Source organism: Lelliottia sp. RD5, assembly GCF_056032945.1.
Window position 1 is genome coordinate 444,384 of sequence record NZ_JBVYHQ010000001.1, and the last position, 23,892, is coordinate 468,275.

Sequence of the window (23,892 nt, forward strand, 5' to 3'; positions counted from 1 at the left end):
TGGTCTAGATATGGTCTATATTAAAACTTCGGAACGCAACAAGGTTGATCTTATGAAAGTTGAAACCATTAGCTTCGTGAAGAAGAATGCCGCGACATTAGAACTCTCAGAACCTATTTTGGTCACGCAAAATGGCGTCCCTGCGTATGTGATTGAATCTTATGAGCAACATCAGGAACGTCAAAACGCTATCGCATTGTTGAAACTGCTCACGCTGTCAGAAAAAGACAATGCCGCAGGAAACGTCTTTTCGAAAGATCAGTTACTGGATGGGCTGATTGACTGAACATCGTGTCAACCAGACAGGGAAGGGTTATGAACGGTAGCGATTTGGTTTTTGAATACACCCTCACGGCGAAATACTGCATTGAGGATATCATTGTTTTTTTGCGACGGATTGATGTCGAACCACGGCCTGCTATTGCCGATCTTCTGGAACAATTTGAAAAAACGGTAAGACAAATTCCGCACGGTTCTCAACTCTGCCCAGAGTTGTTGAAGATCGGATGCACAAAATACCGTGAATTTAACAGTCGGAGCGGTTATCGCGTTCTGTATTCTGTAGAAGGAATGACCATCACGGCGCACGCTATCTTGTCGCAGCGACAGGATATCCAACAGTTACTCTTTAGGCGTCTGGTTCAGGCCTGATTAAGACCTGTCCCTGCAACTCTGACTCCTTTTCCATCACCTTTAGCAACGTGTTCAGCAGTCCAGGAAAACGGGCGTCCAAATCCTCTTTGCGTAATGAAATCATGTTCTCGCGTCCCTGAGGGCGCTGCCAGATCACGCCGCTATCGCGCAATACACGCCAGTGATGCGTCATGGTGGATTTCGCCACTTCCTGCGGGCGTAAGGCATTGCAGCTTAACTCGCTGCCATCGGCTATCAGGCGCAAAATGGTCAGCCGTAACGGGTTGCCGAGGGCAAAAAGGACGTTTTCCAGCTGAATTTGTTCCGGTTCGGGGTGGTTCGGGATCATGGTGCTCCTGGGCGTAATGATCAGGTTGAGCTATACCAATGATAGCTCCTCCCTTAAAAAAATAGTTCGTATATACTCGTACAATAGGACTATTATAGCAAACGAACACTAAGGCGACCATCCCGGTCGTCAATCTCACGTCAAACTGACTAAGGACGCATCATGCCCCGACCCATCCCCCTCGAACGTTATCGCAACATCGGTATCTCCGCGCATATCGATGCCGGTAAAACGACCACCACCGAGCGCATCCTGTTTTACACCGGAATGAGCCACAAATTGGGTGAAGTCCACGATGGCGCGGCAACAACTGACTGGATGGCGCAGGAGCAAGAGCGCGGAATTACGATTACCTCCGCCGCCGTGAGCTGCTTCTGGCCTGGCATGGACAGAGGTTATGAGCCGCACCGGATCAATATTATCGACACCCCGGGCCACGTCGATTTCACCATCGAGGTGGAGCGATCCATGCGCGTTCTGGATGGCGCGGTCATGGTCTATGACTCTGTGGGCGGCGTACAGCCGCAGTCGGAAACCGTCTGGCGGCAGGCGAATAAATACCATGTGCCGCGCCTGGCCTTCGTCAACAAAATGGACCGTCAGGGCGCAGATTTCTTCCGCGTGGTGCAGATGATGCGCGACCGTCTGAAAGCCAATCCCGTGCCGATTGTGATTCCAGTTGGTGCGGAAGAACACTTCACCGGCGTGGTGGATCTCATCAAAATGCGCGCCATTTTGTGGGATGACGCGACTCAGGGAATGACGTTCAGCTATGCGCCTGTACCGGATGAACTACTGGCGACAGCGCAGGAGTGGCGAGAAAAAATGGTCTCTGCGGCAGCTGAAGCCAGCGACGCGCTGATGGACAAATATCTGGAAACCGGCGATCTCGATGAAGCCGAAATCATCAGCGGGCTGCGCATCCGTACCATTGCCGGGGAAATCCAGCCAATGCTGTGCGGCAGCGCGTTCAAGAATAAAGGCGTGCAGCGCATGCTCGACGCGGTGATTGAGCTGATGCCGTCACCACTCGACATTCCGGCTATTGATGGCGTGGATGAAAAAGGCGAACACGCGGAACGTCATCCAAGTGACGACGAACCGTTCTCGGCGCTGGCGTTCAAGCTGATGACGGACCCCTACGTCGGCCAGTTGACCTTTATCCGCGTCTACTCCGGCGTGCTGAAAAAAGGCGACGCGGTGTACAACCCGGTGAAAGGGAAGAAAGAGCGGATCGGTCGTATTGTGCAGATGCACGCCAACGACCGTCATGAAGTGGACGAGCTGCGTGCGGGCGATATTGCCGCCTGCGTGGGGCTGAAAGACGTTACGACGGGCGATACCCTAAGCGATCTCACGGCGGTGATTACCCTTGAACGCATGGAATTCCCGGAACCGGTGATTTCACTCGCGATCGAGCCAAAAACCAAGGCGGATCAGGAAAAAATGGGCATCGCGTTGCAGCGTCTGGCGGCAGAAGATCCGTCGTTCCGGTTGCACACGGACGAGGAGTCCGGCCAGACGATCATTTCCGGCATGGGTGAGTTGCATCTGGAAATTATCGTTGATCGTATGAAACGCGAGTTTGGCGTTGAGGCGAATATTGGCCGTCCACAGGTGACCTATCGCGAAACACTGCGCAAAGCAGTGAGCGATATTGAAGGTAAATTTGTGCGTCAGTCCGGCGGTAAAGGCCAGTATGGCCATGTGGTGCTGAGCCTCGAGCCGCTGGAACCCGGCAGTGGTTTTGTCTTTGCTGATGCCACGAAAGGGGGCGTGGTGCCGCGCGAGTATATTCCCTCGGTTGAAAAAGGGCTGCGCGAAGCCATTAACAGCGGCGTGCTGGCGGGTTATCCGGTGGTCGATGTTAAAGCAACGCTGACGTTCGGTTCTTATCATGAGGTGGACTCCTCAGAAATGGCCTTCCGCATGGCAGCCATCTTTGGCTTTAAAGAGGGCGCACGCCGGGCGGATCCGACGATTCTGGAGCCGGTGATGCATGTGGAAGTTGAAACGCCGGAAGAGTACGCCGGAAACATCATGGGCGATCTCTCGTCTCGTCGCGGGATGGTGCAGGGCATGGATGAACGTTTTGGCAGCCAAATTATTCGCGCCGACGTTCCGCTGGCAGAGATGTTCGGGTACGCCACGACATTACGTTCGATGTCGCAAGGCCGCGCCACCTATAGCATGGAGTTCCACCATTACGCCGAGGCACCACGTAACGTGGCAGACGATATTATCGCCAGCCGCGCAAAAAGTTAGAGCGATTAATCTGACCTGAATAAAACCCCACTTCGGTGGGGTTTTTCGTTTCTTACATCACAACGTCTACGTTTCACATGTAGGAACGCATGGTCTGCTGAAGGGGACTGGCGCGGAGCAGGGGAATAGCAGGCGCACACCGCATAAATTACAGGGTAAAACCGCCTTCACCCACCTGCGTCTGACAGTACCATCTCATCAGTTCAGCTGTTCCTGGCTCGCCTTCAGCGGGAGCTCATGCTGCAGAATCTTGCTCTGTGACAGGCTGATACCCCCCGTGTTTCACCTCAAAGATGACGCCACCTTTATCCATAGACAGTACGGCATGCCAGGTGCCTGCATCCATCTCCAGCACCTTGCACTCCTCGCCTAACACGACGCGATGGGTCACGGTACCGTTGTCATCAAAATTCAACACCAAAAAGCGACCGCTAAGGGGTGTCAGCAGTTCAAAAGTGTGCGGATGGCGGTGGGGGCGAACGTATGTTCCCGGTTCCATTGCAATAGCCAGGCGCTGTACCGGGTCGCTCAATTCAGGGTGGATATTACGATGAGCGCGCAAGCGCGGAGAGTTTGCAGCCTGTTCGCTTTGCTGCTGTAAGTCATTAAACGTTATCTGCTTCATATCTACCTTTATGGTTTCGGGCATCTTGCGGTCATTCTCAACTGCAAATTTACCGCGGTATTCGTCGCGTAACGCATCGGTATGAGGGTGTTACCTGATTAAACGCGCAAGAATGATGACTAAAAAATCCTGATAAACCGGATGCAAACAGCCACGGTAATATATTGCGGAATGCCCAAATTGAATTACATATTATCTTCGAGAGTTATTCACAACGAACCTTAACTTAACCTTAAGATTGGTCCCTTACAACGTTAAATATTCTCTAAGTGACAGGGATGTGACAAAAAAGAATATATTACGATTTGTCATCCTTAGACATAATTGATCGTGAATTTCTCTTTAGCGTTTTTTATGTCACGTCACGCCTCTTAATATTGCGCTAAGAAACTTCTGTTAGACTCTCTTTGATTTAATAACTGTTTAGGTTGCTGCGCCACGAATCATTCGCGTTGTCGTTCCATTTAATTTTCGTGCTTCATGATAAAACCTGTGCACATTTTATGAATGGAAAAAACATAATGTGGACGAACGTAATACGTTGCTGGTTAATTATGGGATTATTCAATGAATGAATTTCTTCCTTTCTCGCGCCCCGCTATGGGGCCGGAAGAACTCGCTGCGGTGAGTGAGGTTTTGCAGTCTGGTTGGATAACAACGGGGCCAAAAAATCAGGCACTCGAGCAGGCATTTTGCGCGTTAACGGGCAATCAGCATGCTATTGCCGTCAGCTCTGCGACGGCAGGCATGCATGTTGCGTTGATGGCGCTGGGCATTCAGGCGGGTGATGAGGTGATTACGCCCTCGCTCACCTGGGTATCTACGCTGAATATGATTGTGTTATTGGGCGCAGAGCCCGTCATGATCGATGTCGACCGCGACACGCTGATGGTGACGCCACACGCGATTGAAGCCGCTATCACGCCGCGAACGAAAGCGATTATCCCAGTCCATTACGCGGGTGCTCCCGTCGATATTGATGCCATCCGCGCGGTTGCAGACCGCCACGGGATTCCGGTAATAGAAGATGCCGCTCATGCTGCCGGCACGTACTATAAAGGCAATCATGTCGGCCATCGCGGCACAGCCATTTTTTCATTCCACGCCATTAAAAACATGACCTGCGCCGAAGGTGGGTTAATCGTGACGGATGATGAGCAACTGGCTAATCGGATGCGGAGCCTGAAGTTTCATGGGCTGGGCGTTGATGCATTTGACCGGCAAACGCACGGGCGTGCACCGCAGGCGGAAGTCATTTCCCCGGGATATAAATATAATCTCCCCGATATTAATGCCGCGATTGCGTTGGTTCAGTTGAAAAAACTTGAGCAACATAATGCGCGTCGTGCAGAAATTGCCGAGCGTTACCGCACAGAATTAGAAAATACGCCGTTTTTACCGCTGAGCCAGCCGCCGTGGGCACATAAACACGCCTGGCACCTGTTTATTCTGCGGGTAGATGAGGCTTCTTGTGGTATTTCCCGAAATGACCTTATGGAGGCTTTAAAAGCAAAAGGAATAGGCACGGGGTTGCATTTCAGAGCCGCGCACACCCAGAAATATTATCGTGAGCGCTACCCGGCGCTTGTATTACCGAATACAGAATGGAACAGCGATCGTATTTGTTCTATTCCGCTATTCCCGACGATGACGGATGACGATGTTACCCGCGTGATCGCCGCCTTGCGTGAAGTTGCAGGATATTAAAATGACCAAAGTAGAAGCCATCCACAAAGTGTCCGTGGTGATCCCGGTTTATAACGAGCAGGAAAGTTTGCCTGAGCTTATCCGGCGCACGACTGCCGCATGTGAAATGCTCGGCAAAGATTACGAAATTCTGTTGGTCGATGATGGGAGCAGCGACGAATCCGCCAGCATGCTCAGCGATGCCGCAGAAGAACCCGGTAGCCATATTGTCGCCGTGTTGCTTAACCGAAATTACGGACAACACAACGCAATTATGGCCGGTTTTAGCCACGTCACCGGGGACCTAATTGTCACGCTGGACGCCGATTTACAAAACCCGCCAGAAGAGATCCCGCGTCTGGTCGCGAAAGCCGACGAAGGGTATGACGTTGTCGGCACCGTGCGCCAGAATCGCCAGGATACCTGGTTTCGCAAACGCGCGTCGCGTCTGATTAATCGCCTCATTCAGAGCACCACCGGTAAAGCGATGGGCGACTATGGGTGCATGTTACGCGCGTACCGTCGGCACATTGTCGACGCGATGCTGCATTGCCACGAGCGCAGCACGTTTATACCGATTCTGGCCAATACCTTTGCGCGAAAAGCGATCGAAATCCCTGTGCATCACGCTGAGCGTGAGTTTGGGGAGTCGAAATACAGCTTTATGCGCCTGATTAACCTTATGTACGACCTGGTGACCTGCCTGACCACTACACCGCTGCGCATGCTCAGCGTCTTCGGCAGCATTATCGCCGTGCTGGGCTTTGCGCTGTCGGTTCTGCTGGTGGTTTTACGTCTTGCCTTCGGTCCGCAATGGGCGGCGGAGGGCGTGTTCATGCTGTTTGCCGTGCTGTTTATGTTTATCGGCGCGCAGTTTGTCGCCATGGGACTGTTGGGTGAATACATCGGCCGCATTTATACCGATGTCCGGGCCCGCCCTCGTTATTTTATTCAGCGCGTTGTTAGCCGCGACGTCGTTTCAACTTCAAAGGAAAATCAACAATGAAAGCTGTCGTATTCGCTTATCACGACATTGGGTGTGCAGGCATTAACGCACTGGTAGCTGCGGGTTATGACATCACAGCCATTTATACCCATCCTGATGCTCCTTCTGAAAACCATTTCTTTGGCTCAGTGGCTCGCATCGCGGCGGAGCATGGTATTCCCGTTTATGCACCCAACGATGTGAACCATCCGCTGTGGATCGACCGTATTAAATCTGCACAACCTGACGTGATTTTTTCGTTCTATTATCGCCACTTGCTGTGCGATGAAATTCTGAATAGCGCCACGGTGGGGGCATTCAACCTGCACGGTTCGCTGCTGCCGCATTACCGTGGCCGCGCGCCGCTGAACTGGGTGCTGGTGAAAGGGGAAACGGAAACAGGCGTTACGCTCCACCGAATGGTGAGCCGTGCCGATGCCGGTGCCATTGTTGCACAGCATCGTGTGGCCATTGCGCCGGAAGAAACGGCGTTAACGCTGCATCATAAACTGACGCAAGCGTCGACTGACCTGCTGAACGATATTCTGCCGGTGATCAAAACCGGGCATTTCCCACAGGTTGAACAAGATCACAGCCAGGCCAGCATTTTTGGCCGCCGTACTGCGCAAGATGGCTGCATTGACTGGCATGCTTCGGCGCAGGACATTAACAACCTGGTGCGTGCGGTGACTGACCCGTGGCCGGGGGCGTTTGGATATGTGGGCGGCAGTAAGTTTATTGTCTGGAAAGCGCGTGTTCGGGACGAATTACAGCCCGCAAAAGCGGGAACCGTATTGTCTGTCAGCCCGCTGGTGATTGCTACCGGCGCGGGTGCGCTGGAAATCATGACCGGGCAAACCGAAAATGGCGTATACATGCAAGGCTCGCAGCTGGCACAAACGCTGGGACTGGTTGCGGGCGCGATCATCAGTAGCAAGCCGGTTTCCGCCATCAAGCGCCGCACACGCGTGTTAATTCTTGGCGTGAACGGGTTTATCGGTAACCACCTGACGGAACGTTTACTGCAAGACGACAACTTTGAAGTGTATGGCCTGGATATCGGTTCCGATGCGATAAGCCGTTTCATTGGCAATGCGCGCTTCCACTTTGTGGAAGGGGACATCAGTATTCACTCTGAATGGATTGAATACCACATCAAAAAATGTGACGTGGTTCTGCCCCTGGTGGCGATTGCCACGCCAATCGAATATACCCGAAATCCGCTGCGCGTCTTTGAACTCGATTTCGAAGAAAACCTGAAGATTATTCGTGACTGCGTGAAATACCAAAAACGCATTATCTTCCCGTCCACGTCTGAAGTGTATGGAATGTGTAGCGATAAGGTGTTCGATGAAGATCACTCGAATCTGATCGTTGGCCCAATCAACAAGCAGCGCTGGATTTACTCCGTTTCCAAGCAGTTGCTCGACCGTGTTATCTGGGCTTATGGCGAGAAGGAAGGGCTGCGCTTTACGCTGTTCCGTCCATTTAACTGGATGGGTCCCCGTCTTGATAACCTGAATGCGGCGCGTATCGGTTCTTCTCGTGCAATCACCCAGCTGATCCTGAACCTGGTCGAAGGATCGCCGATTAAGCTGATTGACGGCGGGCGTCAAAAACGGTGCTTTACTGATATTAGCGATGGTATCGAAGCGCTGTTCCGCATCATTGAGAACAAAAACAGCAACTGCGACGGGCAAATCATCAATATCGGTAACCCGGATAATGAAGCGAGCATCAAAGAGCTGGCTGAAATGCTGCTGGCGAGCTTTGAAAAACACCCGCTGCGCCAACATTTCCCTCCGTTCGCCGGTTTCCGTGAAGTGGAAAGCAGCACGTATTATGGTAAAGGCTACCAGGACGTCGAGCATCGTAAACCGAGCATCCGTAACGCTCAGCGCTTAATAAGCTGGACGCCAACGGTTGAGATGGCAAAAACGATTGATGAAACCCTGGACTTCTTCTTAAAAACGGTTGAATTGACGGAACCTCAGGTATGAGAAAAGTGGGTCTGCGCATTGATGTCGATACATGGCGCGGCACCCGAGAAGGGGTTCCGCATCTTCTTGAGATTTTAAGTTTGCATGCAATCCAGGCCACTTTTTTTATGAGCGTTGGGCCGGACAACATGGGACGCCATCTATGGCGGCTGGTGAAACCGCAGTTCTTGTGGAAGATGCTGCGTTCAAACGCTGCCTCGCTCTACGGCTGGGACATTTTGCTGGCGGGTACGGCTTGGCCGGGCCGCCAGATTGGGGCGGGTAATGCTGACATTATTTCAGCGGCGGCGGACCACCATGAAGTCGGCCTGCACGCGTGGGATCACTTTGCGTGGCAAACCTGGGCAGGGGTTTGGGACAACAACCATCTTGAGAAACACATTCGTCTCGGGCTTGAAACGTTGACCGACATTATTGAACAGCCGGTGACATGCTCAGCGGTTGCCGGATGGCGAGCCGATCAGCGCGTTGTGAAAGCGAAAGAGTCTTTCGGTTTTCGCTACAATAGTGACTGCCGGGGAACCACACCGTTTCGACCGGTGATGGCGGACGGGAGCTCCGGGACGGTGCAAATTCCGGTCACGCTCCCCACCTGGGATGAAGTGATCGGTGAGGGCGTTAGCCGTGAAAGTTACAATCGATTTATCCTTGATCGCATCAAACAAGACACCGGAACCCCGGTGTACACCATCCACGCCGAAGTGGAAGGGATTGTGATGCGCAAAGACTTTGACGAGTTGCTCACGATGGCCGCGCAGGAAGGTATTACCTTTTGTCCATTAAGCGAGCTGTTACCTGACGATTTATCGACATTGCCATTGGGCAAAGTGGTGCGCGGCGCGATTCCTGGCCGCGAGGGTTGGTTGGGTTGCCAACAACGTGTCGGCCAGTAAATCCAGGCTTACCTCAGGGTGCAGGTACGTTGGTTCCCGAAGTGTGTACCCGTCACACCGTTCGCGTTGTGACGGGGATTGTTGGCCTGGTCGTCTGCCTGAAATTCGAATTATTTAGGGTATTTAAGGATGAAATCAGCACAGTATTTGCTCGTCCTGTTATTGGGTTTTGCTCTGCTTTACCTGCTTCCACTTGAATTTCGTGCGCTTTGGCAGCCTGATGAAACCCGCTACGCGGAAATCAGCCGCGAGATGCTGTCAGCAGGAAACTGGATAGTTCCGCACTTTTTGGATGTGCGCTATTTTGAAAAACCGGTGGCGGGATACTGGATTAACAACCTTAGCCAGATGATTTTCGGCCATAACAATTTCTCGGTCAGATTCGGTTCTGTATTTTCAATAACCTTAAGCGCGCTGATGGTGGTGTGGTTGGCTTTCCGCCTCTGGCGTGACACGAAAATGGCCGTCCTGTCAGGGGTGATTTTTCTGACCTGTTTACTGGTTTATGGCGTGGGGACGTATGCCGTTCTTGACCCCATGATTACCCTGTGGCTGGTCGCGGCGATGTGCAGTTTCTGGTTGGGTGCCAACGCGCAAACGCGTGCGGGTAAAGCAGGGGGATACATTCTGCTCGGTCTGGCCTGTGGTATGGGCGTGATGACCAAGGGATTCCTCGCCTTAGCCGTCCCGGTGCTGGGTGTTTTGCCGTGGGTGATTGCGCAAAAACGCTGGAAAGAGGTGCTGCTGTTTGGGCCGTTGGCGGTCATCAGCGCCACGCTGATAACGCTGCCGTGGGCGCTGGCGATTGCGAAAGCGGAACCGACGTTCTGGCACTATTTCTTCTGGGTTGAGCACATTCAGCGTTTTGCAGAAAATGACGCGCAGCATAAGGCGCCTTTCTGGTATTACATTCCATTCCTGATTGCGGGTTGCCTGCCGTGGGTCGCGTTATTACCCGGGGCGCTTAAACGTAGCTGGACAGAACGGCATCTCGAAAGCGGAACGCTGTACCTGTTGGGTTGGGTCGTGATGCCGCTGCTGTTCTTTAGCATCGCGAAAGGCAAACTTCCTACCTATATTTTGCCGTGCTTCGCGCCGCTGGCTATTTTGCTGGCGCGCCATGCCACACAGTTAGTGGCGACACCCCGCACGCTAAAAGTGAATGGTTGGATCAATACCGTATTTGGCGCGGTGTGCACGCTGATCGTGCTGCTGGTTCTGGCGCCGTGGGGAGTGGTGAAACATCCGCTTTATGCCAACCATGAAGTGCTGAAAGTGATTCAGGCGAGTATTGCGTTCCTGGTGTGGGCATTGGTCGGTTACTTCACCACGCGTAACAATGCCCGGCTCTGGCAATGGGCCGCGCTGTGTCCGCTGGGTATCGCGCTGTTAGTGGGGGGCATGATTCCCGACAAGGTTATCTACTCAAAGCATCCGCAGGCTTTTATTGGGCAGGTGCGTCCGGAACTGGAGAGCAGCCGTTACATTCTTGCTGACAGCGTCGGTGTTGGCGCAGGTATCGCCTGGGAAATGAAGCGTAACGATATTACGCTTTATGCAAAACCGGGTGAGCTTGGCTACGGCCTGACAAACTTTGCTGATGCGAAAGATAACTTGGTTTCTCGCAACGATTTCGCCAGCTGGCTGGCGTTACATCGTAAAGAGGGTAACGTCTCGCTGGTGAAATTATTGTCTAAAGATAACGTCCCGGAAGACAGTGATCTGCCACCGCCCGATCGGCTTTATCATAAAGGGCGTTTCTTACTCTTCTTCTATGAAAAAACGCCATGAGTTATGTGCTCATTGTGTTTGCCAGTCTACTGAGTTGTGGCGGCCAGCTTTGTCAAAAGCAGGCCGCCCACACGCGAGCGCGCCAGCGTGTTTTGGGCTGGCTGGCGCTAAGCCTTCTCCTGCTGGGCTGCGCCATGTTGCTGTGGCTTTTCGTGCTCCAGACCGTGCCGGTCAGCGTTGCGTACCCGATGCTCAGCCTGAACTTTATCTTTATTACGCTCGCGGCGCGTTTTATCTGGCATGAACCCATCTCACTTCGCCACGGGGTGGGCGTTTTGCTGATCATGGTGGGGATTATCCTCCTGGGAGGGACCGCATGATGGGATACGTCTGGGCTGTAATGAGCGTGCTGTTGGTCAGCGGTGCTCAGCTCATTATGAAATGGGCGATGGTGACGCTGCCGCCGGTGGGCCAGACCGACGCATTAATATCGGCGTTTTTACATGTCACACCCGGTGCAGTAGCATTGGTCATCGGCTTGTTTGCCTATGTCTTTTCAATGGGCTGCTGGTATATGGCTTTGCGCCGTATCGCGTTGAGTAAAGCGTACCCGCTGCTGAGTATAAGTTACGTGCTGGTGTGGGCTGCCGCTATCTGGCTCCCCTGGCTGCATGAATCGTTCAGCGCAGGTAAGCTTGCGGGGGTTAGCGTGATTTTTGTCGGTTTATTGTTAGTGAGTTTGCCTGACAAAAAATCGTAGGCGTACCGTTCAGGCTCCGCAGGCAGACAATTGCGGTGAAAGGAATCACCGCCGCAGTCATAAATTCAGCGGTTGTAGCTGCCTATTCCGGGGCACGCACTGTTTTCCCACTGACAACAAACGTCCCCGCGCCCAAATGGTGGAGCGTGTTCAGTTTGTCCTCATCAAAATGCCAGCGACCCGCCACGAACGCGCGTTCGTCGGCCGCTGCCGCAACAACTTCGCCGAACAGGGTATCGTATTTTTCCGCCGCGGACGTCGCGGGGAGCAGACGGCACTCCATCCACGCCAGACATTTCTCTTCAATCACCGGCAGGCCCAATTCCGGGCCGTTTATCACCGGAATACCGTAGGCGTTGAATTTGTCTTCGTCTCGTCCGCTGACGCTGCCTACCGCATACGTCCAGTTGGCTGCGGCAACGCCTGGGATCACGATACCGAATTTCCCGCTGCGCTCGATGAGTTCACGCGACCACGCGCTTTTGTCGACGACGATAGCGATGCGCGGTGGTTCAAATTCGACGGGCATCGACCAGGCGGCGGCCATCACGTTGCGACGGTCAATCGTCTCGTCACGGCTGGTAATCAGCACCGTCGGGCCGTGATTGAGCAGACGACTGGCGTGTTTTAACTCGACGGGACGGAAGTGGTTCATAGAAATTCCTTAAAGAGGTTTTACGGCATTAAACGACTGAATCACGGATGAAATCAAGTCGCAACATAACCGTCATGCATTCGTCATCTTGCCTGCCTACAGTGTCGGACATTAAATCCCAAAGAGGATAACAATATGTTCACATCTATCACGCTCAATGGCGTTTCCTACGCTTTTGGTGCGAACACGGTATTAAATCAAATCGATCTGCACATTGACGCAGGCAGTGTGGTTGCACTGCTGGGACCGTCAGGCTGCGGTAAAAGTACGCTGCTGCGTCTGCTCGCCGGACTCACGCATCCCGCGCAAGGGGAAATCCATTTTGGCGATCGGCTGGTCGCGAAAGCAGGGTGGTCGCTACCGCCAGAAGCGCGCGATATCGGCATGGTTTTCCAGGATTACGCTCTGTGGCCGCACATGACGGTCGCGCAAAACGTCGCGTTCCCGCTAAAAATGCGCAACGTCAGACGCCAGGAGTGTGATTCCCGCGTCGCGCAGGCGCTGGCTCGTGTTGGACTCAGTGAGTTTGCCGATCGTAAACCGGCAGGTTTATCGGGCGGTCAACAACAGCGCGTGGCACTCGCCCGCGCGATTGTCGCGGAACCGCGCGTGCTGCTGTTCGACGAACCGCTTTCCAACCTCGATAGCGAACTGCGCGAATCTCTGTGTCTGGAGATGGCTACGCTGTTGCGTCAGCTTGGGACGACGGCTGTCTATGTCACCCACGATCGCCGGGAGGCTGAAATCCTGGCCGATCGCATCGTGCATTTATCTGCTGGTAGCGTCGCTGCCGATCGTTTGATTTCATCCTCTGGGGAGTTCGCATGAAAAAGTCATTTTCCGCTAAAAAGGGAGTATTGCTCGCAATGGCGCTATCCACCGTCATGATGTCCAGCGCACATGCGCTGACGGTTTACACTGCGGGGCCAGGATCGCTGGCCAAAAATCTGGCGACCGGTTTTGAAAAGAAAACAGGCGTGAAAGTGGATATTTTCCAGGCAACCACGGGCAAAGTGATGGCGCGTCTGGAAGCTGAACAGGCCAATCCGCAGGCCGATATTTTGATTTCTGCGTCGTGGGACACGGCTGAAGATCTGCATACTCGCGGATGGCTGTTGCCGTATCAGAGCGCGAATGCCGCTAGCGTACCGGCTGAACTGAAATCTGCCGATTACGTCGCGCAGGGGATCTCTGCGCTGGGGATCGTGTGGAACACCAAAAGCGGCACGCCGGAACCCAAGGAGTGGCAGGATCTCACCACTGAGGCATTCAAAGATAAAGTCACCACGCCCGATCCGGCGCTGTCGGGGGCTTCGCTGGATTTGCTGATCGGTTTGCAAAATGGCATGGGCGACAAAGCCTGGACACTGTTTGACGAACTGAAGAAGAACGGGATGGTCGTAAGCGGCCCGAACGCACAGGCCGTTACGCCGGTGATGCAGGGCGCGAAAGCCGCGGTGTTTGGCGCGGTCGACTATGTTTCCTACGGCAATATTCATCAGGGCGAGTCGCTGAAAGTGATCTTCCCGGCGAGCGGAACAGTGATCGCTCCGCGTCCCATGATGATTCTGAAGTCGACTCAGCATGCTGACGACGCGAAGGCGTTTGTTGATTATGTCCTGTCACCGGAAGGGCAGTCGATGGTGGCCGACGCCTGGCTGATGCCCGCGCGGGAAGACGTTCAGGCTAAACGCCCGTTGTTAAATGAGCTGAACATCCTGCCGGTCAAAAATGATGGCACCAGCGAGCGCAGCGCGATTCTCAAGCGCTTCAACACGCTTTTCTCCCTGTAATTCATCCGACGGGGGCAACCCCGTCTTCAGGATTTCCTCGTGAAACAGCGATTTATTTCGGGTGTGACGCTCGCCGTGTTGATCGTTCTGGTGGCGTTTCCGCTCGCTTTTATTGTGTTGCAGGCAATTTTCCCGCAGTTCAGCGCCGGATCGCTTTCGGGCGCGTTCAGTGGCGTGAGTATATTATTGGCGGAACCTCAGTTGCCTGTGATGCTGGGTGGGACGTTGCAGATTGCAACCGGCGTGGCGCTGGTCAGCGCCGTGATTGGTTTTCCACTCGGTGTCGCGCGCGGGCTTTTTAATGTGCCGCTGCCGCGTCTGTGGGATCTGCTTTTTTTGATTCCGTTTTTAACCCCGCCTTATATTGCCGCGCTGTCGTGGATGCTGGTGCTCCAGACCAATGGGTATTTGCAGCAGCTAACGGGCATTACTCTCAACGATCTGTTATTCAGTAAAACCGGCATTGTGCTGGTGATGGCGCTGAATATTTTTCCGGTTATCTATTTTGCGGTTTCGCGCAGTTTACTGGCCAGCGGACAGCGTCTGGCGTTAGTGGCACGTGTCCACGGCGCGAGCGCCGGAAGGGCGTTCTGGCACATTACGCTGCCGATGCTCTCTCCCGCGCTGGCTGCAGGGATGCTGCTGGCGTTTACGCTGGCCATCGAAGAGTTCGGTGTTCCGGCAGCGCTGGGAACACGTGCCGGGGTATTGATGTTAACGACGGATATCGAGAAAAAACTGGCAGACTGGCCGGTTGATCTTTCGGGGGCGTCAATGCTGTCCGTGGTGTTAGTGGTGATTGCGCTGTGCGCCTGGGCATTACAGAAAAAGCTGACCGGGCATCATGACGTCACCAGTATTACCGGTAAACCCACGGAAAATATGGGGGCAGATGCAGGGGTGTTCACGTTTCCGGTTGTGCTGATGATGACGCTGGTAGGCATCATCGCCGTTATTCTGCCGGGCGCGTCGATGGCGCTTTCGGGCATTTTAGGCACGCTGTCTGGGGGTGTGACAACTGATAACGTGACGTTGTCACATTATACGGCGCTATTTAGCCAGCAGGGCGATGCGCTGTCGGCGCTCGGAACCAGTCTTTCACTGGCGTTTGGGGCCGCCTGTATTACGGGAAGTTTTGGGCTTCTTGCCTCCTGGCTGGTCGTGGTGCAAAAGATTAAAGGGCGCGGCGTGATTGATGCCTTGTCGCTGATGCCTGCGGCATTGCCGGGCGTGGTGGTTGGCGTGGGGTTAATCCTGCTGTGGAACCAGCCGTTCTGGACAATTTCGCCCTATAACAGCTGGGTGATTTTACTGCTTTCCTATTGCTGTCTGCTGCTGCCGTGGCCGGTGCGTTACGTCGGGAGCGCGTTACGCCAGTTAGGCGGTAATCTCGAGCCGGCTGGGCGCGTTCACGGCGCGTCGGCGTTTCAGGCGCTGCGGTTTATCGTGCTGCCTCTGGTCTCTCCGGCCTTGCTGGCGGCGATGTTGATGGTGTTTGCGATCGCCTCGCGAGAGTTGGTGACTTCGCTGTTACTTGCCCCTGCCGGAACGCAAACCGTATCAGTGTTTATCTGGCGTCAATTTGAGCAAGGCTCGATTGGACAAGGCATGGCGATGGCGACGCTCACGCTGATGACAGGGCTTGTGCTGATGCTCACGGCGCTAGGCATCATGCAGCGCGGTGTTCGTCGCTAAAAAGCACTTTTGCGCCAGTGGCGGCGTAAAAATAGGTTATAAAAAGGGGAAATCATTTCAAGGAACCCGATGATGTCCCCATTTCTGAGTGCTTATTTCGCCCGTATCGACTGGCATCAGCCAGTGCAAGCGGATATCGACACCTTGCGTGCGCTGCATTTGCAGCACAACAGCGCTATTCCGTTTGAGAATATCGATGTGGTGTTGCCGCGAGAAATCCATCTGGACGATCAAAACGTCGCGGATAAGCTGATCGCCGCCAGACGCGGCGGCTACTGCTTTGAGCAAAATGGACTTTTCGAACGCGTCCTGCGGGAAATCGGTTTTCACGTCCGCAGCGTTTTGGGCCGCGTGGTGCTGTCTAATCCGCCGCAGATGCCGCCGCGTACGCATCGCCTGTTGCTCGTCGAGTTGAACGGTGAGCGCTGGATTGCCGATGTCGGTTTTGGTGGGCAAACGCTGAAGGCACCGATTCGGCTAATCGCAGGAGAGGAACAGGCCACGCCACACGGGCTGTATCGCCTGATCAACGAGGGCAATGATTGGGTGCTGCAGTTCCGTCACCACGATCACTGGCAGTCGATGTATCACTTCGATCTGGTGACGCAGTATTTCAACGATTACGTGATGGGGAATTTCTGGTCTGCCCACTGGCCGCAATCGCATTTCCGTCATCATCTGCTGATGTGCCGACACCTGCCGGATGGCGGCAAATTAACGCTCACTAATTTCCATTTTACCCACTGGCAGGGCACGCATGTCGTCGAGCAGCGCAATCTGGCCGATGCCAGCGAGTTGTATGAACTGATGCAGGAGCGGTTTGGGCTGGGCGTGGATGATGCGAAACACGGTTTTTCTCTGGCGGAGTTAACAGCGGTAATGGCCGGGTTTGATACCCATCCGCAGGCGGGGAAATAATATTTTCTACCTGCTCTGTTGTTCTCAGGCTATCCCTCTCCCATAGGGAGAGGGAATGAAGCAAAATTTTAAACCTGGGTGACGCCAAAGATAAATCCCGCGAAACAGAATCCTCGTGTCAACGCCGTGACCGCACCACCTGATATCGCCGGGTCAAGTATTCCACCGGCGCGCTCCAGACGTGGACCAGTCGGGTGAAGGGGAAAATCAGGAAGATAGTCATACCCAGCACAAGATGCACGCGGAAAATAGGGGCCACGCCATCAAGATGCGCGGATGCGCCGCCGTGGAAGGTGACCACGCTCTGGGCCCAGTCGACCAGTTTTAACATTTCGCTGCCGTCCGGGTGTTGCGCCGAAAATGGAATCGTCGCCAGCCCCAAAACGCACTGAATCAGCAGGATGCACAGAATCAAAATGTCGGCTGTCGTTGAGGTTGCGCGGATACGTGGATTGGTTAATCGACGTATCAATAATCCCGCACCGCCAATCAGCGTTAACACGCCGCACACGCCGCCCAGAATCATCGCCATCAGCTGCTTTTGCGACATCGGCAGGAACCACGAATAGACCCAGTGCGGGGTCAGCATTCCGAATAAATGGCCGAAGAAAATCCCCAGAATGCCGATGTGGAACAGATTCGACCACAGCACCATTCCGCGTTTATCGAGCATCTGGCTGGACGATGCGCGCCAGGTGTATTGCCCGTAGTCATAGCGTAGCCAGCTTCCGATCAGGAATACCGTTCCGCAAACATACGGGTAGATGTCGTAGAAAAAGACGTTCAGAAATTGCATCATTTTGGGCCTCCGGCGCTGACGTCTACGTATTGCGGCGCGACGTCCTGGCTAAAGCGGCGTTGATATTGCTGCATCGGCGAACTGTCACAGGCGGTGGCGTTGTCCTCAATAAATTTCACCTGTTCCTCTTCCCAGACCGCATCGAGCGCCTGTCGAGTGTCATCGCGTTGTTCCGTTGATACCTGATTAGTGACACTGTCACTTGTGAGAGGGCTTTGGGCAAAGGTCAGCAGGGCATCAAAAAGCTGATAATGCGCGACGTCACGCTGTTTCAGTCGTCCGCCGATAAGCGCCAGAATGGGCGCAACGTTTTGCAAACCTTCCCGCGCTTCAGCGTCTGGAACGATGCTTAAATATTCCAGATACAGCGGCAAATAGTCCGGCAGTTCGCGGCAATCCAGCTGTAATCCGGCTTTCTCATATTGACTCATGAGATCGACCATCGCCTGACCGCGATCGCGAGACTCTGCATGAACATGCTCAAACAACAGCAGCGACGTCGAGCGACCGCGCTCAAACACTTCGCACCAGTGCGCCTGTTTATCGAGAAGCGATGCCTCAAGATGCTGCTGCGCAAAGGGCAGCAGCATCGGTGCATCCTGCGCGATCAGCGACAGCGCTTCGGCCTTGCTTTCCCACAACGTCTCATCGGGATATTCAATCAGCAAAGCAATGATTTTGAGGATCTGCATTATTCACCCTCCCCATGTTTGCGCACCTCGTCGATGTTGATGGCGTCGATGCGGCTGCTGTTGAAGAGGTTGAATTTGGTGTCGGAGCCGTGACAGCCGTCGCCGAAGGTAAAGCCGCAGCCATTTTTCTCCGGGAAGGCGTCGCGCGCCATTTCGCGGTGACTGGTTGGGATCACGAAGCGGTCTTCGTAGTTAGCGATGGCCAGATAGCGGTACATCTCTTCGACCTGTTCCACGCTCAAACCGACTTCTTCGATGGCGCGGGTATCGGTCACGCCTTCGACGGTTTGCGAGCGTTTGTAATGACGCATCGCCATCATGCGTTTCAGGGCGCGCAGCACCGGGCCGGTGTCACCCGCACTGAGCATATTCGCCAGATACTGCACCGGAATGCGCAGGCTCTCGACCGCAGGCAAAATGCTGTCGGTTTGCGGCAAACCGCCGGCATCGGCATAGGACTGAATCGGCGACAGCGGCGGAACATACCAAACCATTGGCAGGGTACGGTATTCCGGGTGGAGCGGCAGAGCCAGCTTCCAGTCCATCGCCATTTTGTAAACCGGCGAGCGCTGCGCGGCGTCAATCACGTTTTGTGGAATACCCTGTTTAAACGCCTCCTCAATCACTGCCGGGTCGTGTGGGTTCAGGAACACATCGCACTGACGTTCGTACAGATCGGTTTCATGCTCGGTGCTGGCCGCCTCTTCGATGCGGTCCGCATCGTACAGCAGTACGCCGAGATAGCGGATGCGACCGACGCAGGTTTCGGAACAGACGGTTGGCTGGCCGGATTCGATACGCGGGTAGCAGAAGATGCATTTCTCTGATTTGCCGCTTTTCCAGTTGAAGTAGATTTTTTTGTACGGACAACCGCTGATACACATGCGCCAGCCACGGCATTTGTCCTGGTCGATCAGCACAATGCCGTCCTCTTCGCGCTTGTAGATCGCGCCGCTCGGGCAGGTGGCCACACAGCTTGGGTTCAGGCAGTGCTCACATAAGCGCGGGAGATACATCATGAAGGTGTTTTCGAACTGGCCGTACATCTCCTTTTGCATCTTGTCGAAGTTACGGTCGCGGGCGCGTTTCTCGAACTCGCCGCCGAGCAGCTCTTCCCAGTTAGGTCCGCCGACGATTTTGTCCATCCGTTTACCGCTAATCAGCGATCGCGGGCGGGCAGTAGGCAGATGATCGCCCTCCGGGGCGCGGTGCAGATCCTGATAGTCGAAGGTAAAGGGTTCGTAGTAATCGTCGATGCCGGGTAGCGATGGGTTAGCAAAGATTTTTGACAGCACGCCGACGCGTCCGCCGAGCTTTGGCGTCAGCTTGCCGGTGATCCCCCGAACCCAGCCGCCTTGCCACTCTTCCTGGTCTTCCCAGTTCTTCGGATAGCCAACGCCCGGCTTGGTTTCGACGTTGTTAAACCACGCGTATTCCATACCTTCGCGTCCGGTCCAGACGTTTTTACACGTCACCGAACAGGTGTGGCAGCCAATGCATTTATCGAGATTCAGTACCATGCCGACCTGTGAGCGTATTTTCATTTTTTCGCCTCCTGTACCTGATCCCGACCTTCGCCGTCCAGCCAGTTAATATTTTTCATTTTGCGGATCATGATGAATTCATCGCGGTTGGATCCGACGGTGCCGTAATAGTTGAAGCTGTAGGCCAACTGGGCGTAACCGCCAATCATGTGCGTCGGTTTCGGGCACACGCGGGTGACGGAGTTATGTATGCCGCCACGTCGTCCGGTCACTTCCGATCCCGGAATGTTCAGAATGCGTTCCTGAGCGTGGTACATCATGGTCATACCGGGCGGTACGCGCTGGCTGACGACGGCGCGAGCAGTGAGAGCGCCGTTGGCGTTGAAGGCTTCGATCCAGTCATTGTCCTCAATGCCTAACTCGCGGGCGTCGGTTTCGCTGATCCACACAATCGGCCCGCCGCGCGACAGCGTTTGCATCAGCAGGTTTTCGCTGTAGGTAGAGTGAATGCCCCATTTCTGGTGCGGCGTCAGGAAGTTCAGCGCCTTTTCCGGGAAACCGTTCGGCGGGATCTCGCGCATGTGCGTCACGCTGCGGGTATCAATCGGCGGACGATAGGCCACCAGGCTTTCTCCGAAGGCGCGCATCCACTGATGATCCTGATACAGCTGTTGACGTCCGGAGAGGGTGCGCCACGGAATGAGTTCGTGAACGTTCGTGTATCCGGCGTTATAGGAAACGTGTTCACTCTCGATGCCTGACCACGTTGGGCTGGAGATGATTTTGCGCGGCTGCGCCTGGATATCGCGGAAGCGAATTTTCTCGTCTTCTTTGTTTAGCGCCAGATGCGCATGTTCTCGCCCCGTGAATTCACTGAGCGCTTCCCAGGCTTTTACGGCCACATGGCCGTTGGTTTCCGGGGCGAGCGCGAGGATGACTTCAGAAGCATCTATCGCGGTATCGATCAGCGGACGGCCTTTTGCCGGCCCATTCAGCTTGACGTAGTTCAGCTTGCCGAGGAAATCGATCTCAGTTTGTGTGTTCCACGAGATGCCTTTCCCGCCATTGCCGAGTTTGTCCATTAACGGGCCAAGCGCGGTAAATCGTTCGTAAGTTTCCGGATAATGACGCTCAATAACGGCAATATTTGGCGCAGTTTTACCGGGAATCAGATCGCATTCGTCTTTGCGCCAGTCCTGGATATCAAACGGCTGGGATAGTTCTGCCGGCGAGTCGTGTTGCAGGGGTTGCAGGACCACGTCAGTTTCGGTCCCCAGGTGTCCGACGCACACGTCTGAGAACACTTTCGCCAACCCTTTATAAATTTCCCAGTCGCTGCGCGATTCCCACGCAGGATCGACGGCGGCCGACAGCGGATGAATAAACGGGTGCATATCCGAGGTATTCATGTCGTCTTTTTCATACCAGGTGGCGGTCGGTAAGACGATATCGGAGAACAAACAGGTGCTGGACATGCGGAAATCGAGCGTTACCAGCAGGTCTAACTTGCCTTCGATGGCGGCGGTTTGCCATTCCACTTCTTCGGGTTTGACATCGTCCGTCGAGCCTAAATCGTCGCCCTGAATACCGCTCTCGGTGCCAAGAAGATACTTGAGCATGTACTCGTGGCCTTTGCCGGATGAACCCAGCAAATTCGAGCGCCAGACGAACAGATTGCGCGGATGGTTTTTGCCGTTATCCGGCTGCTCGCAGGCAAAGCGGATATCACCCGTTTTGAGCGCCTGCACGGTGTAATCCTGTGGCGACATGCCCGCCGCGTCGGCCCGCGCCTTGATATGCAGCGGATTAACACCAAGCTGTGGGGCCGAGGGCAGCCAGCCCATACGTTCTGCCCGCACGTTGAAATCGATCAGATGCCCGGTAAATTTTGACGCGTCGGCAAGCGGAGAGAGGAGCTCCTGGGCGGTTAGCTTTTCGTAGCGCCACTGGCTGGCGTGATTGTAGAAATACGATGTGCTGTTCATCTGGCGCGGCGGGCGGTGCCAGTCCAGGGCAAACGCCAGCGGCAGCCAGCCGGTTTGCGGGCGCAGCTTTTCCTGGCCGACATAATGTGACCAGCCGCCTCCGCTTTTACCGACGCAGCCGCAGAAGACCAGCATGTTGATCATCCCGCGGTAGTTCATGTCCATGTGATACCAGTGGTTCACACCGGCACCCAGAATGATCATCGAGCGTCCGTGGGTCTTATTCGCGGTGTCGGCAAACTCGCGGGCAATTTGTTCGATATGCCGACGCGGAACGCCCGTAATTTGCTCGCCCCATGCGGGAGAATAGGCTTTGACATCGCTGTAATCGTTAACCGCATTTTCATCATCAAGACCGCGGTCGAGACCGTAATTCGCCAGCACCAGATCGTAAACGCTGGCGACCTGTTGCTGGCGACCGTCCGCAAGCGTAAGGGTTTTGGACGGGACTTTGCGGATCAGCACGGGATCTTGCTTCACACTGCGGAAATGCGGATTTTCGTTGCCGCCGAAATAGGGGAACGCCACGTTTGCCACGGTGTCGTGGGTGATCAGCAGAGACAGCGTCAGCTCGATTTCCTGTCCCGCCGCCACCGGTTCAAGATTCCATTTCCCTTTCTCGCCCCAGCGGAACCCAATCGAACCGTTCGGTGCAACCAGCCCACCGGCGATATCAAAGGCCACGGTTTTCCATTCAGGGTTATTTTGCTCGCCCAGCCCGTCGGCCAGATCCGATGCGCGCAGCATTCGTCCGGGTACCAGACTGCCGTCTTCGCGTTGGTCGAGCATCACCAGCATCGGCATATCGGTGTAACGGCGGCAGTAATTGAGGAAATATTCACTGGGATTATCGAGGTGGAACTCTTTGAGAATTACATGGCCCATCGCCATGGCCAGCGCGCTGTCGGTGCCTTGTTTTGGTGCCAGCCACTGGTCGCTGAGCTTCGCGACTTCCGAAAAATCGGGTGTTATAGCGATAGTTTTGGTGCCTTTGTAACGCACTTCGGTAAAGAAGTGGGCATCCGGCGTGCGCGTCTGCGGGACGTTAGAACCCCAGGCAATGATGTAGCTGGAGTTATACCAGTCGGCGGATTCCGGTACGTCGGTCTGCTCACCCCAGGTCATCGGTGACGCAGGCGGAAGATCGCAATACCAGTCGTAAAAGCTCAGGCAGGTTCCGCCCAGCAGGGAGAGATAACGCGTGCCTGCAGCGTAAGAAACCATCGACATCGCCGGAATCGGTGAGAAACCGGCCACGCGATCCGGACCGTAGTGTTTGATGGTCCAGACGTTTGCGGCCGCGATCAGCTGGTTCAGTTCTTTCCAGTTGGAGCGGATAAAGCCGCCGTGCCCGCGCGCCTGTTTGTAGCTTTTGGTTTTTTGCGGGTCGCTCATGATGGCATTCCACGCCAGTACCGGATCGCTGTGTTGGCCCAGCGCCTCACGCCACAATTCGATCAGCTTGCGGCGGACCAGGGGATATTTCAGGCGGTTGGCGCTGTAGAGATACCAGGAGTAGCTAGCGCCACGCGGGCATCCGCGCGGTTCGTGGTTTGGCAGGTCAGGACGGGTACGGGGGTAATCGGTTTGCTGTACTTCCCACGTCACCAGCCCGTTTTTAACGTAGATTTTCCAGCTACAGGAGCCGGTGCAGTTGACACCGTGGGTCGAACGCACGATTTTGTCGAACTGCCAGCGCTGGCGATAACTGTCTTCCCAGTCGCGGTTGGTGTGATACACCTGCCCGTGCCCGTCGGCGAAAGTCTCGCCTTTTTGTTTGAAGTAGCGAAAGCGATCCAACAGTTTACTCATGACGTTCCTCCTGACTGCTCACAAAAAATGCCGAAAGGTCAATGCCCTACATATTTCGAGTTGCAGCAATGTGGCATGAGAGTGAATTCCAAATCACTGACTCAGATAAGTGATTCGGGTGAACGGGCGCAG

20 protein-coding genes and 1 pseudogene are annotated in these 23,892 nt (G+C 54.5%); 14 read left to right on the forward strand and 7 right to left on the reverse strand.

Annotated elements, in window-relative coordinates; translation table 11 throughout:
- Nucleotides 1-52: 52 nt before the first annotated feature.
- Nucleotides 53-286: a type II toxin-antitoxin system Phd/YefM family antitoxin gene (locus AC0LWE_RS02320; protein WP_202666701.1), complete on the forward strand. Its 234-nt coding sequence runs from the start codon at nucleotides 53-55 to the stop codon at nucleotides 284-286.
- A gap of 29 nt (nucleotides 287-315) precedes the next feature.
- Nucleotides 316-651: a type II toxin-antitoxin system RelE/ParE family toxin gene (locus tag AC0LWE_RS02325; protein ID WP_202666702.1), complete on the forward strand. Its 336-nt coding sequence runs from the start codon at nucleotides 316-318 to the stop codon at nucleotides 649-651.
- Here AC0LWE_RS02325 and AC0LWE_RS02330 read toward each other — a convergent pair.
- Nucleotides 629-982 carry an ArsR/SmtB family transcription factor gene (locus AC0LWE_RS02330; protein WP_202666703.1) on the reverse strand — a complete coding sequence of 118 codons (354 nt, stop codon included), beginning with the start codon at nucleotides 980-982 and terminating at the stop codon, nucleotides 629-631. The genes AC0LWE_RS02325 and AC0LWE_RS02330 overlap by 23 nt on opposite strands.
- A 162-nt stretch (nucleotides 983-1,144) precedes the next feature.
- Between AC0LWE_RS02330 and fusA the strand changes: the two genes are divergently transcribed.
- On the forward strand, nucleotides 1,145-3,247 hold the full coding sequence (fusA, locus tag AC0LWE_RS02335) for an elongation factor G (protein ID WP_219346541.1): 2,103 nt from the start codon (nucleotides 1,145-1,147) through the stop codon (nucleotides 3,245-3,247).
- Nucleotides 3,248-3,395: 148 nt separating this feature from the next.
- Here fusA and AC0LWE_RS02340 read toward each other — a convergent pair.
- Nucleotides 3,396-3,872, reverse strand: a pseudogene (locus AC0LWE_RS02340) (WbuC family cupin fold metalloprotein).
- A gap of 567 nt (nucleotides 3,873-4,439) precedes the next feature.
- On the opposite strand from AC0LWE_RS02340, the gene arnB reads away from it, so the two are divergent.
- The 7 genes from arnB (at nucleotide 4,440) to arnF (ending at nucleotide 11,927) form a co-directional block, all read left to right on the forward strand.
- Nucleotides 4,440-5,579, forward strand: a complete 1,140-nt coding sequence (gene arnB, locus AC0LWE_RS02345) for a UDP-4-amino-4-deoxy-L-arabinose aminotransferase (RefSeq protein WP_202666704.1) — start codon at nucleotides 4,440-4,442, stop codon at nucleotides 5,577-5,579.
- Between the two features lies 1 nt (nucleotide 5,580).
- The gene (gene arnC / locus AC0LWE_RS02350; protein WP_202666705.1) at nucleotides 5,581-6,564 is read left to right on the forward strand and encodes an undecaprenyl-phosphate 4-deoxy-4-formamido-L-arabinose transferase; all 984 of its coding nucleotides are present in this window, start codon (nucleotides 5,581-5,583) and stop codon (nucleotides 6,562-6,564) included.
- Complete coding sequence (gene arnA / locus AC0LWE_RS02355) at nucleotides 6,561-8,543, forward strand: bifunctional UDP-4-amino-4-deoxy-L-arabinose formyltransferase/UDP-glucuronic acid oxidase ArnA (protein ID WP_219346542.1); 1,983 nt, start codon at nucleotides 6,561-6,563, stop codon at nucleotides 8,541-8,543. The genes arnC and arnA overlap by 4 nt, the downstream gene beginning before the upstream one ends.
- The gene (arnD, locus tag AC0LWE_RS02360) at nucleotides 8,540-9,436 is read left to right on the forward strand and encodes a 4-deoxy-4-formamido-L-arabinose-phosphoundecaprenol deformylase (RefSeq protein WP_202666707.1); all 897 of its coding nucleotides are present in this window, start codon (nucleotides 8,540-8,542) and stop codon (nucleotides 9,434-9,436) included. The genes arnA and arnD overlap by 4 nt, the downstream gene beginning before the upstream one ends.
- 129 nt (nucleotides 9,437-9,565) lie before the next feature.
- The gene (gene arnT, locus AC0LWE_RS02365; RefSeq protein WP_234593692.1) at nucleotides 9,566-11,227 is read left to right on the forward strand and encodes a lipid IV(A) 4-amino-4-deoxy-L-arabinosyltransferase; all 1,662 of its coding nucleotides are present in this window, start codon (nucleotides 9,566-9,568) and stop codon (nucleotides 11,225-11,227) included.
- On the forward strand, nucleotides 11,224-11,547 hold the full coding sequence (gene arnE, locus AC0LWE_RS02370; protein WP_059178971.1) for a 4-amino-4-deoxy-L-arabinose-phosphoundecaprenol flippase subunit ArnE: 324 nt from the start codon (nucleotides 11,224-11,226) through the stop codon (nucleotides 11,545-11,547). Before arnT ends, arnE begins: the two co-directional genes overlap by 4 nt.
- On the forward strand, nucleotides 11,547-11,927 hold the full coding sequence (gene arnF, locus AC0LWE_RS02375; protein ID WP_059178970.1) for a 4-amino-4-deoxy-L-arabinose-phosphoundecaprenol flippase subunit ArnF: 381 nt from the start codon (nucleotides 11,547-11,549) through the stop codon (nucleotides 11,925-11,927). Before arnE ends, arnF begins: the two co-directional genes overlap by 1 nt.
- Before the next feature lie 82 nt (nucleotides 11,928-12,009).
- Here arnF and AC0LWE_RS02380 read toward each other — a convergent pair whose 3' ends face one another.
- Nucleotides 12,010-12,582 (reverse strand): flavin reductase family protein, encoded by a 573-nt coding sequence (locus AC0LWE_RS02380; protein WP_059178969.1) that lies wholly within the window; start codon nucleotides 12,580-12,582, stop codon nucleotides 12,010-12,012.
- A 135-nt stretch (nucleotides 12,583-12,717) separates the two neighbouring features.
- Here AC0LWE_RS02380 and AC0LWE_RS02385 point away from each other — a divergent pair, with 135 nt between their 5' ends.
- The 4 genes from AC0LWE_RS02385 to nhoA all read left to right on the forward strand — a co-directional run bounded on the left by AC0LWE_RS02385 (nucleotide 12,718) and on the right by nhoA (nucleotide 16,988).
- The gene (locus AC0LWE_RS02385) at nucleotides 12,718-13,410 is read left to right on the forward strand and encodes an ABC transporter ATP-binding protein (RefSeq protein ID WP_059178968.1); all 693 of its coding nucleotides are present in this window, start codon (nucleotides 12,718-12,720) and stop codon (nucleotides 13,408-13,410) included.
- The gene (locus AC0LWE_RS02390) at nucleotides 13,407-14,375 is read left to right on the forward strand and encodes an ABC transporter substrate-binding protein (RefSeq protein WP_174341790.1); all 969 of its coding nucleotides are present in this window, start codon (nucleotides 13,407-13,409) and stop codon (nucleotides 14,373-14,375) included. Before AC0LWE_RS02385 ends, AC0LWE_RS02390 begins: the two co-directional genes overlap by 4 nt.
- Before the next feature lie 39 nt (nucleotides 14,376-14,414).
- On the forward strand, nucleotides 14,415-16,070 hold the full coding sequence (locus AC0LWE_RS02395; protein WP_219346544.1) for an ABC transporter permease: 1,656 nt from the start codon (nucleotides 14,415-14,417) through the stop codon (nucleotides 16,068-16,070).
- A gap of 72 nt (nucleotides 16,071-16,142) precedes the next feature.
- Nucleotides 16,143-16,988, forward strand: a complete 846-nt coding sequence (gene nhoA / locus AC0LWE_RS02400; RefSeq protein WP_219347693.1) for an N-hydroxyarylamine O-acetyltransferase — start codon at nucleotides 16,143-16,145, stop codon at nucleotides 16,986-16,988.
- Nucleotides 16,989-17,106: 118 nt separating this feature from the next.
- On the opposite strand, the gene narI is transcribed toward nhoA, so the two are convergent.
- From narI to AC0LWE_RS02420, 4 genes are read right to left on the reverse strand one after another with little or no spacing between them, the layout of a single operon-like run.
- The gene (gene narI, locus AC0LWE_RS02405) at nucleotides 17,107-17,787 is read right to left on the reverse strand and encodes a respiratory nitrate reductase subunit gamma (protein ID WP_202666712.1); all 681 of its coding nucleotides are present in this window, start codon (nucleotides 17,785-17,787) and stop codon (nucleotides 17,107-17,109) included.
- Entirely contained in the window at nucleotides 17,784-18,479 is a 696-nt protein-coding gene (narW, locus tag AC0LWE_RS02410; protein WP_202666713.1) for a nitrate reductase molybdenum cofactor assembly chaperone, read from the reverse strand. Before narW ends, narI begins: the two co-directional genes overlap by 4 nt.
- Nucleotides 18,479-20,023: a nitrate reductase subunit beta gene (gene narH / locus AC0LWE_RS02415; RefSeq protein ID WP_059178962.1), complete on the reverse strand. Its 1,545-nt coding sequence runs from the start codon at nucleotides 20,021-20,023 to the stop codon at nucleotides 18,479-18,481. The genes narW and narH overlap by 1 nt, the downstream gene beginning before the upstream one ends.
- Nucleotides 20,020-23,760 carry a nitrate reductase subunit alpha gene (locus AC0LWE_RS02420; protein ID WP_219346545.1) on the reverse strand — a complete coding sequence of 1,247 codons (3,741 nt, stop codon included), beginning with the start codon at nucleotides 23,758-23,760 and terminating at the stop codon, nucleotides 20,020-20,022. The genes narH and AC0LWE_RS02420 overlap by 4 nt, the downstream gene beginning before the upstream one ends.
- Between the last annotated feature and the right edge of the window lie 132 nt (nucleotides 23,761-23,892).

What these genes read in the sequence shown, in the direction of transcription:
- arnE (WP_059178971.1), top strand. Translation starts at nt 11,224, where the DNA reads ATGAGTTATGTGCTCATTGTGTTTGCCAGTCTACTGAGTTGTGGCGGC.
- arnB (WP_202666704.1), top strand. Translation starts at nt 4,440, where the DNA reads ATGAATGAATTTCTTCCTTTCTCGCGCCCCGCTATGGGGCCGGAAGAA.
- nhoA (WP_219347693.1), top strand. Translation starts at nt 16,143, where the DNA reads ATGTCCCCATTTCTGAGTGCTTATTTCGCCCGTATCGACTGGCATCAG.
- AC0LWE_RS02385 (WP_059178968.1), top strand. Translation starts at nt 12,718, where the DNA reads ATGTTCACATCTATCACGCTCAATGGCGTTTCCTACGCTTTTGGTGCG.
- AC0LWE_RS02330 (WP_202666703.1), bottom strand. Translation starts at nt 982, where the DNA reads ATGATCCCGAACCACCCCGAACCGGAACAAATTCAGCTGGAAAACGTC.
- AC0LWE_RS02390 (WP_174341790.1), top strand. Translation starts at nt 13,407, where the DNA reads ATGAAAAAGTCATTTTCCGCTAAAAAGGGAGTATTGCTCGCAATGGCG.
- arnD (WP_202666707.1), top strand. Translation starts at nt 8,540, where the DNA reads ATGAGAAAAGTGGGTCTGCGCATTGATGTCGATACATGGCGCGGCACC.
- arnC (WP_202666705.1), top strand. Translation starts at nt 5,581, where the DNA reads ATGACCAAAGTAGAAGCCATCCACAAAGTGTCCGTGGTGATCCCGGTT.
- AC0LWE_RS02420 (WP_219346545.1), bottom strand. Translation starts at nt 23,760, where the DNA reads ATGAGTAAACTGTTGGATCGCTTTCGCTACTTCAAACAAAAAGGCGAG.
- AC0LWE_RS02380 (WP_059178969.1), bottom strand. Translation starts at nt 12,582, where the DNA reads ATGAACCACTTCCGTCCCGTCGAGTTAAAACACGCCAGTCGTCTGCTC.
- arnA (WP_219346542.1), top strand. Translation starts at nt 6,561, where the DNA reads ATGAAAGCTGTCGTATTCGCTTATCACGACATTGGGTGTGCAGGCATT.
- narW (WP_202666713.1), bottom strand. Translation starts at nt 18,479, where the DNA reads ATGCAGATCCTCAAAATCATTGCTTTGCTGATTGAATATCCCGATGAG.
- narH (WP_059178962.1), bottom strand. Translation starts at nt 20,023, where the DNA reads ATGAAAATACGCTCACAGGTCGGCATGGTACTGAATCTCGATAAATGC.
- fusA (WP_219346541.1), top strand. Translation starts at nt 1,145, where the DNA reads ATGCCCCGACCCATCCCCCTCGAACGTTATCGCAACATCGGTATCTCC.
- arnF (WP_059178970.1), top strand. Translation starts at nt 11,547, where the DNA reads ATGGGATACGTCTGGGCTGTAATGAGCGTGCTGTTGGTCAGCGGTGCT.
- arnT (WP_234593692.1), top strand. Translation starts at nt 9,566, where the DNA reads ATGAAATCAGCACAGTATTTGCTCGTCCTGTTATTGGGTTTTGCTCTG.
- narI (WP_202666712.1), bottom strand. Translation starts at nt 17,787, where the DNA reads ATGATGCAATTTCTGAACGTCTTTTTCTACGACATCTACCCGTATGTT.
- AC0LWE_RS02320 (WP_202666701.1), top strand. Translation starts at nt 53, where the DNA reads ATGAAAGTTGAAACCATTAGCTTCGTGAAGAAGAATGCCGCGACATTA.
- AC0LWE_RS02325 (WP_202666702.1), top strand. Translation starts at nt 316, where the DNA reads ATGAACGGTAGCGATTTGGTTTTTGAATACACCCTCACGGCGAAATAC.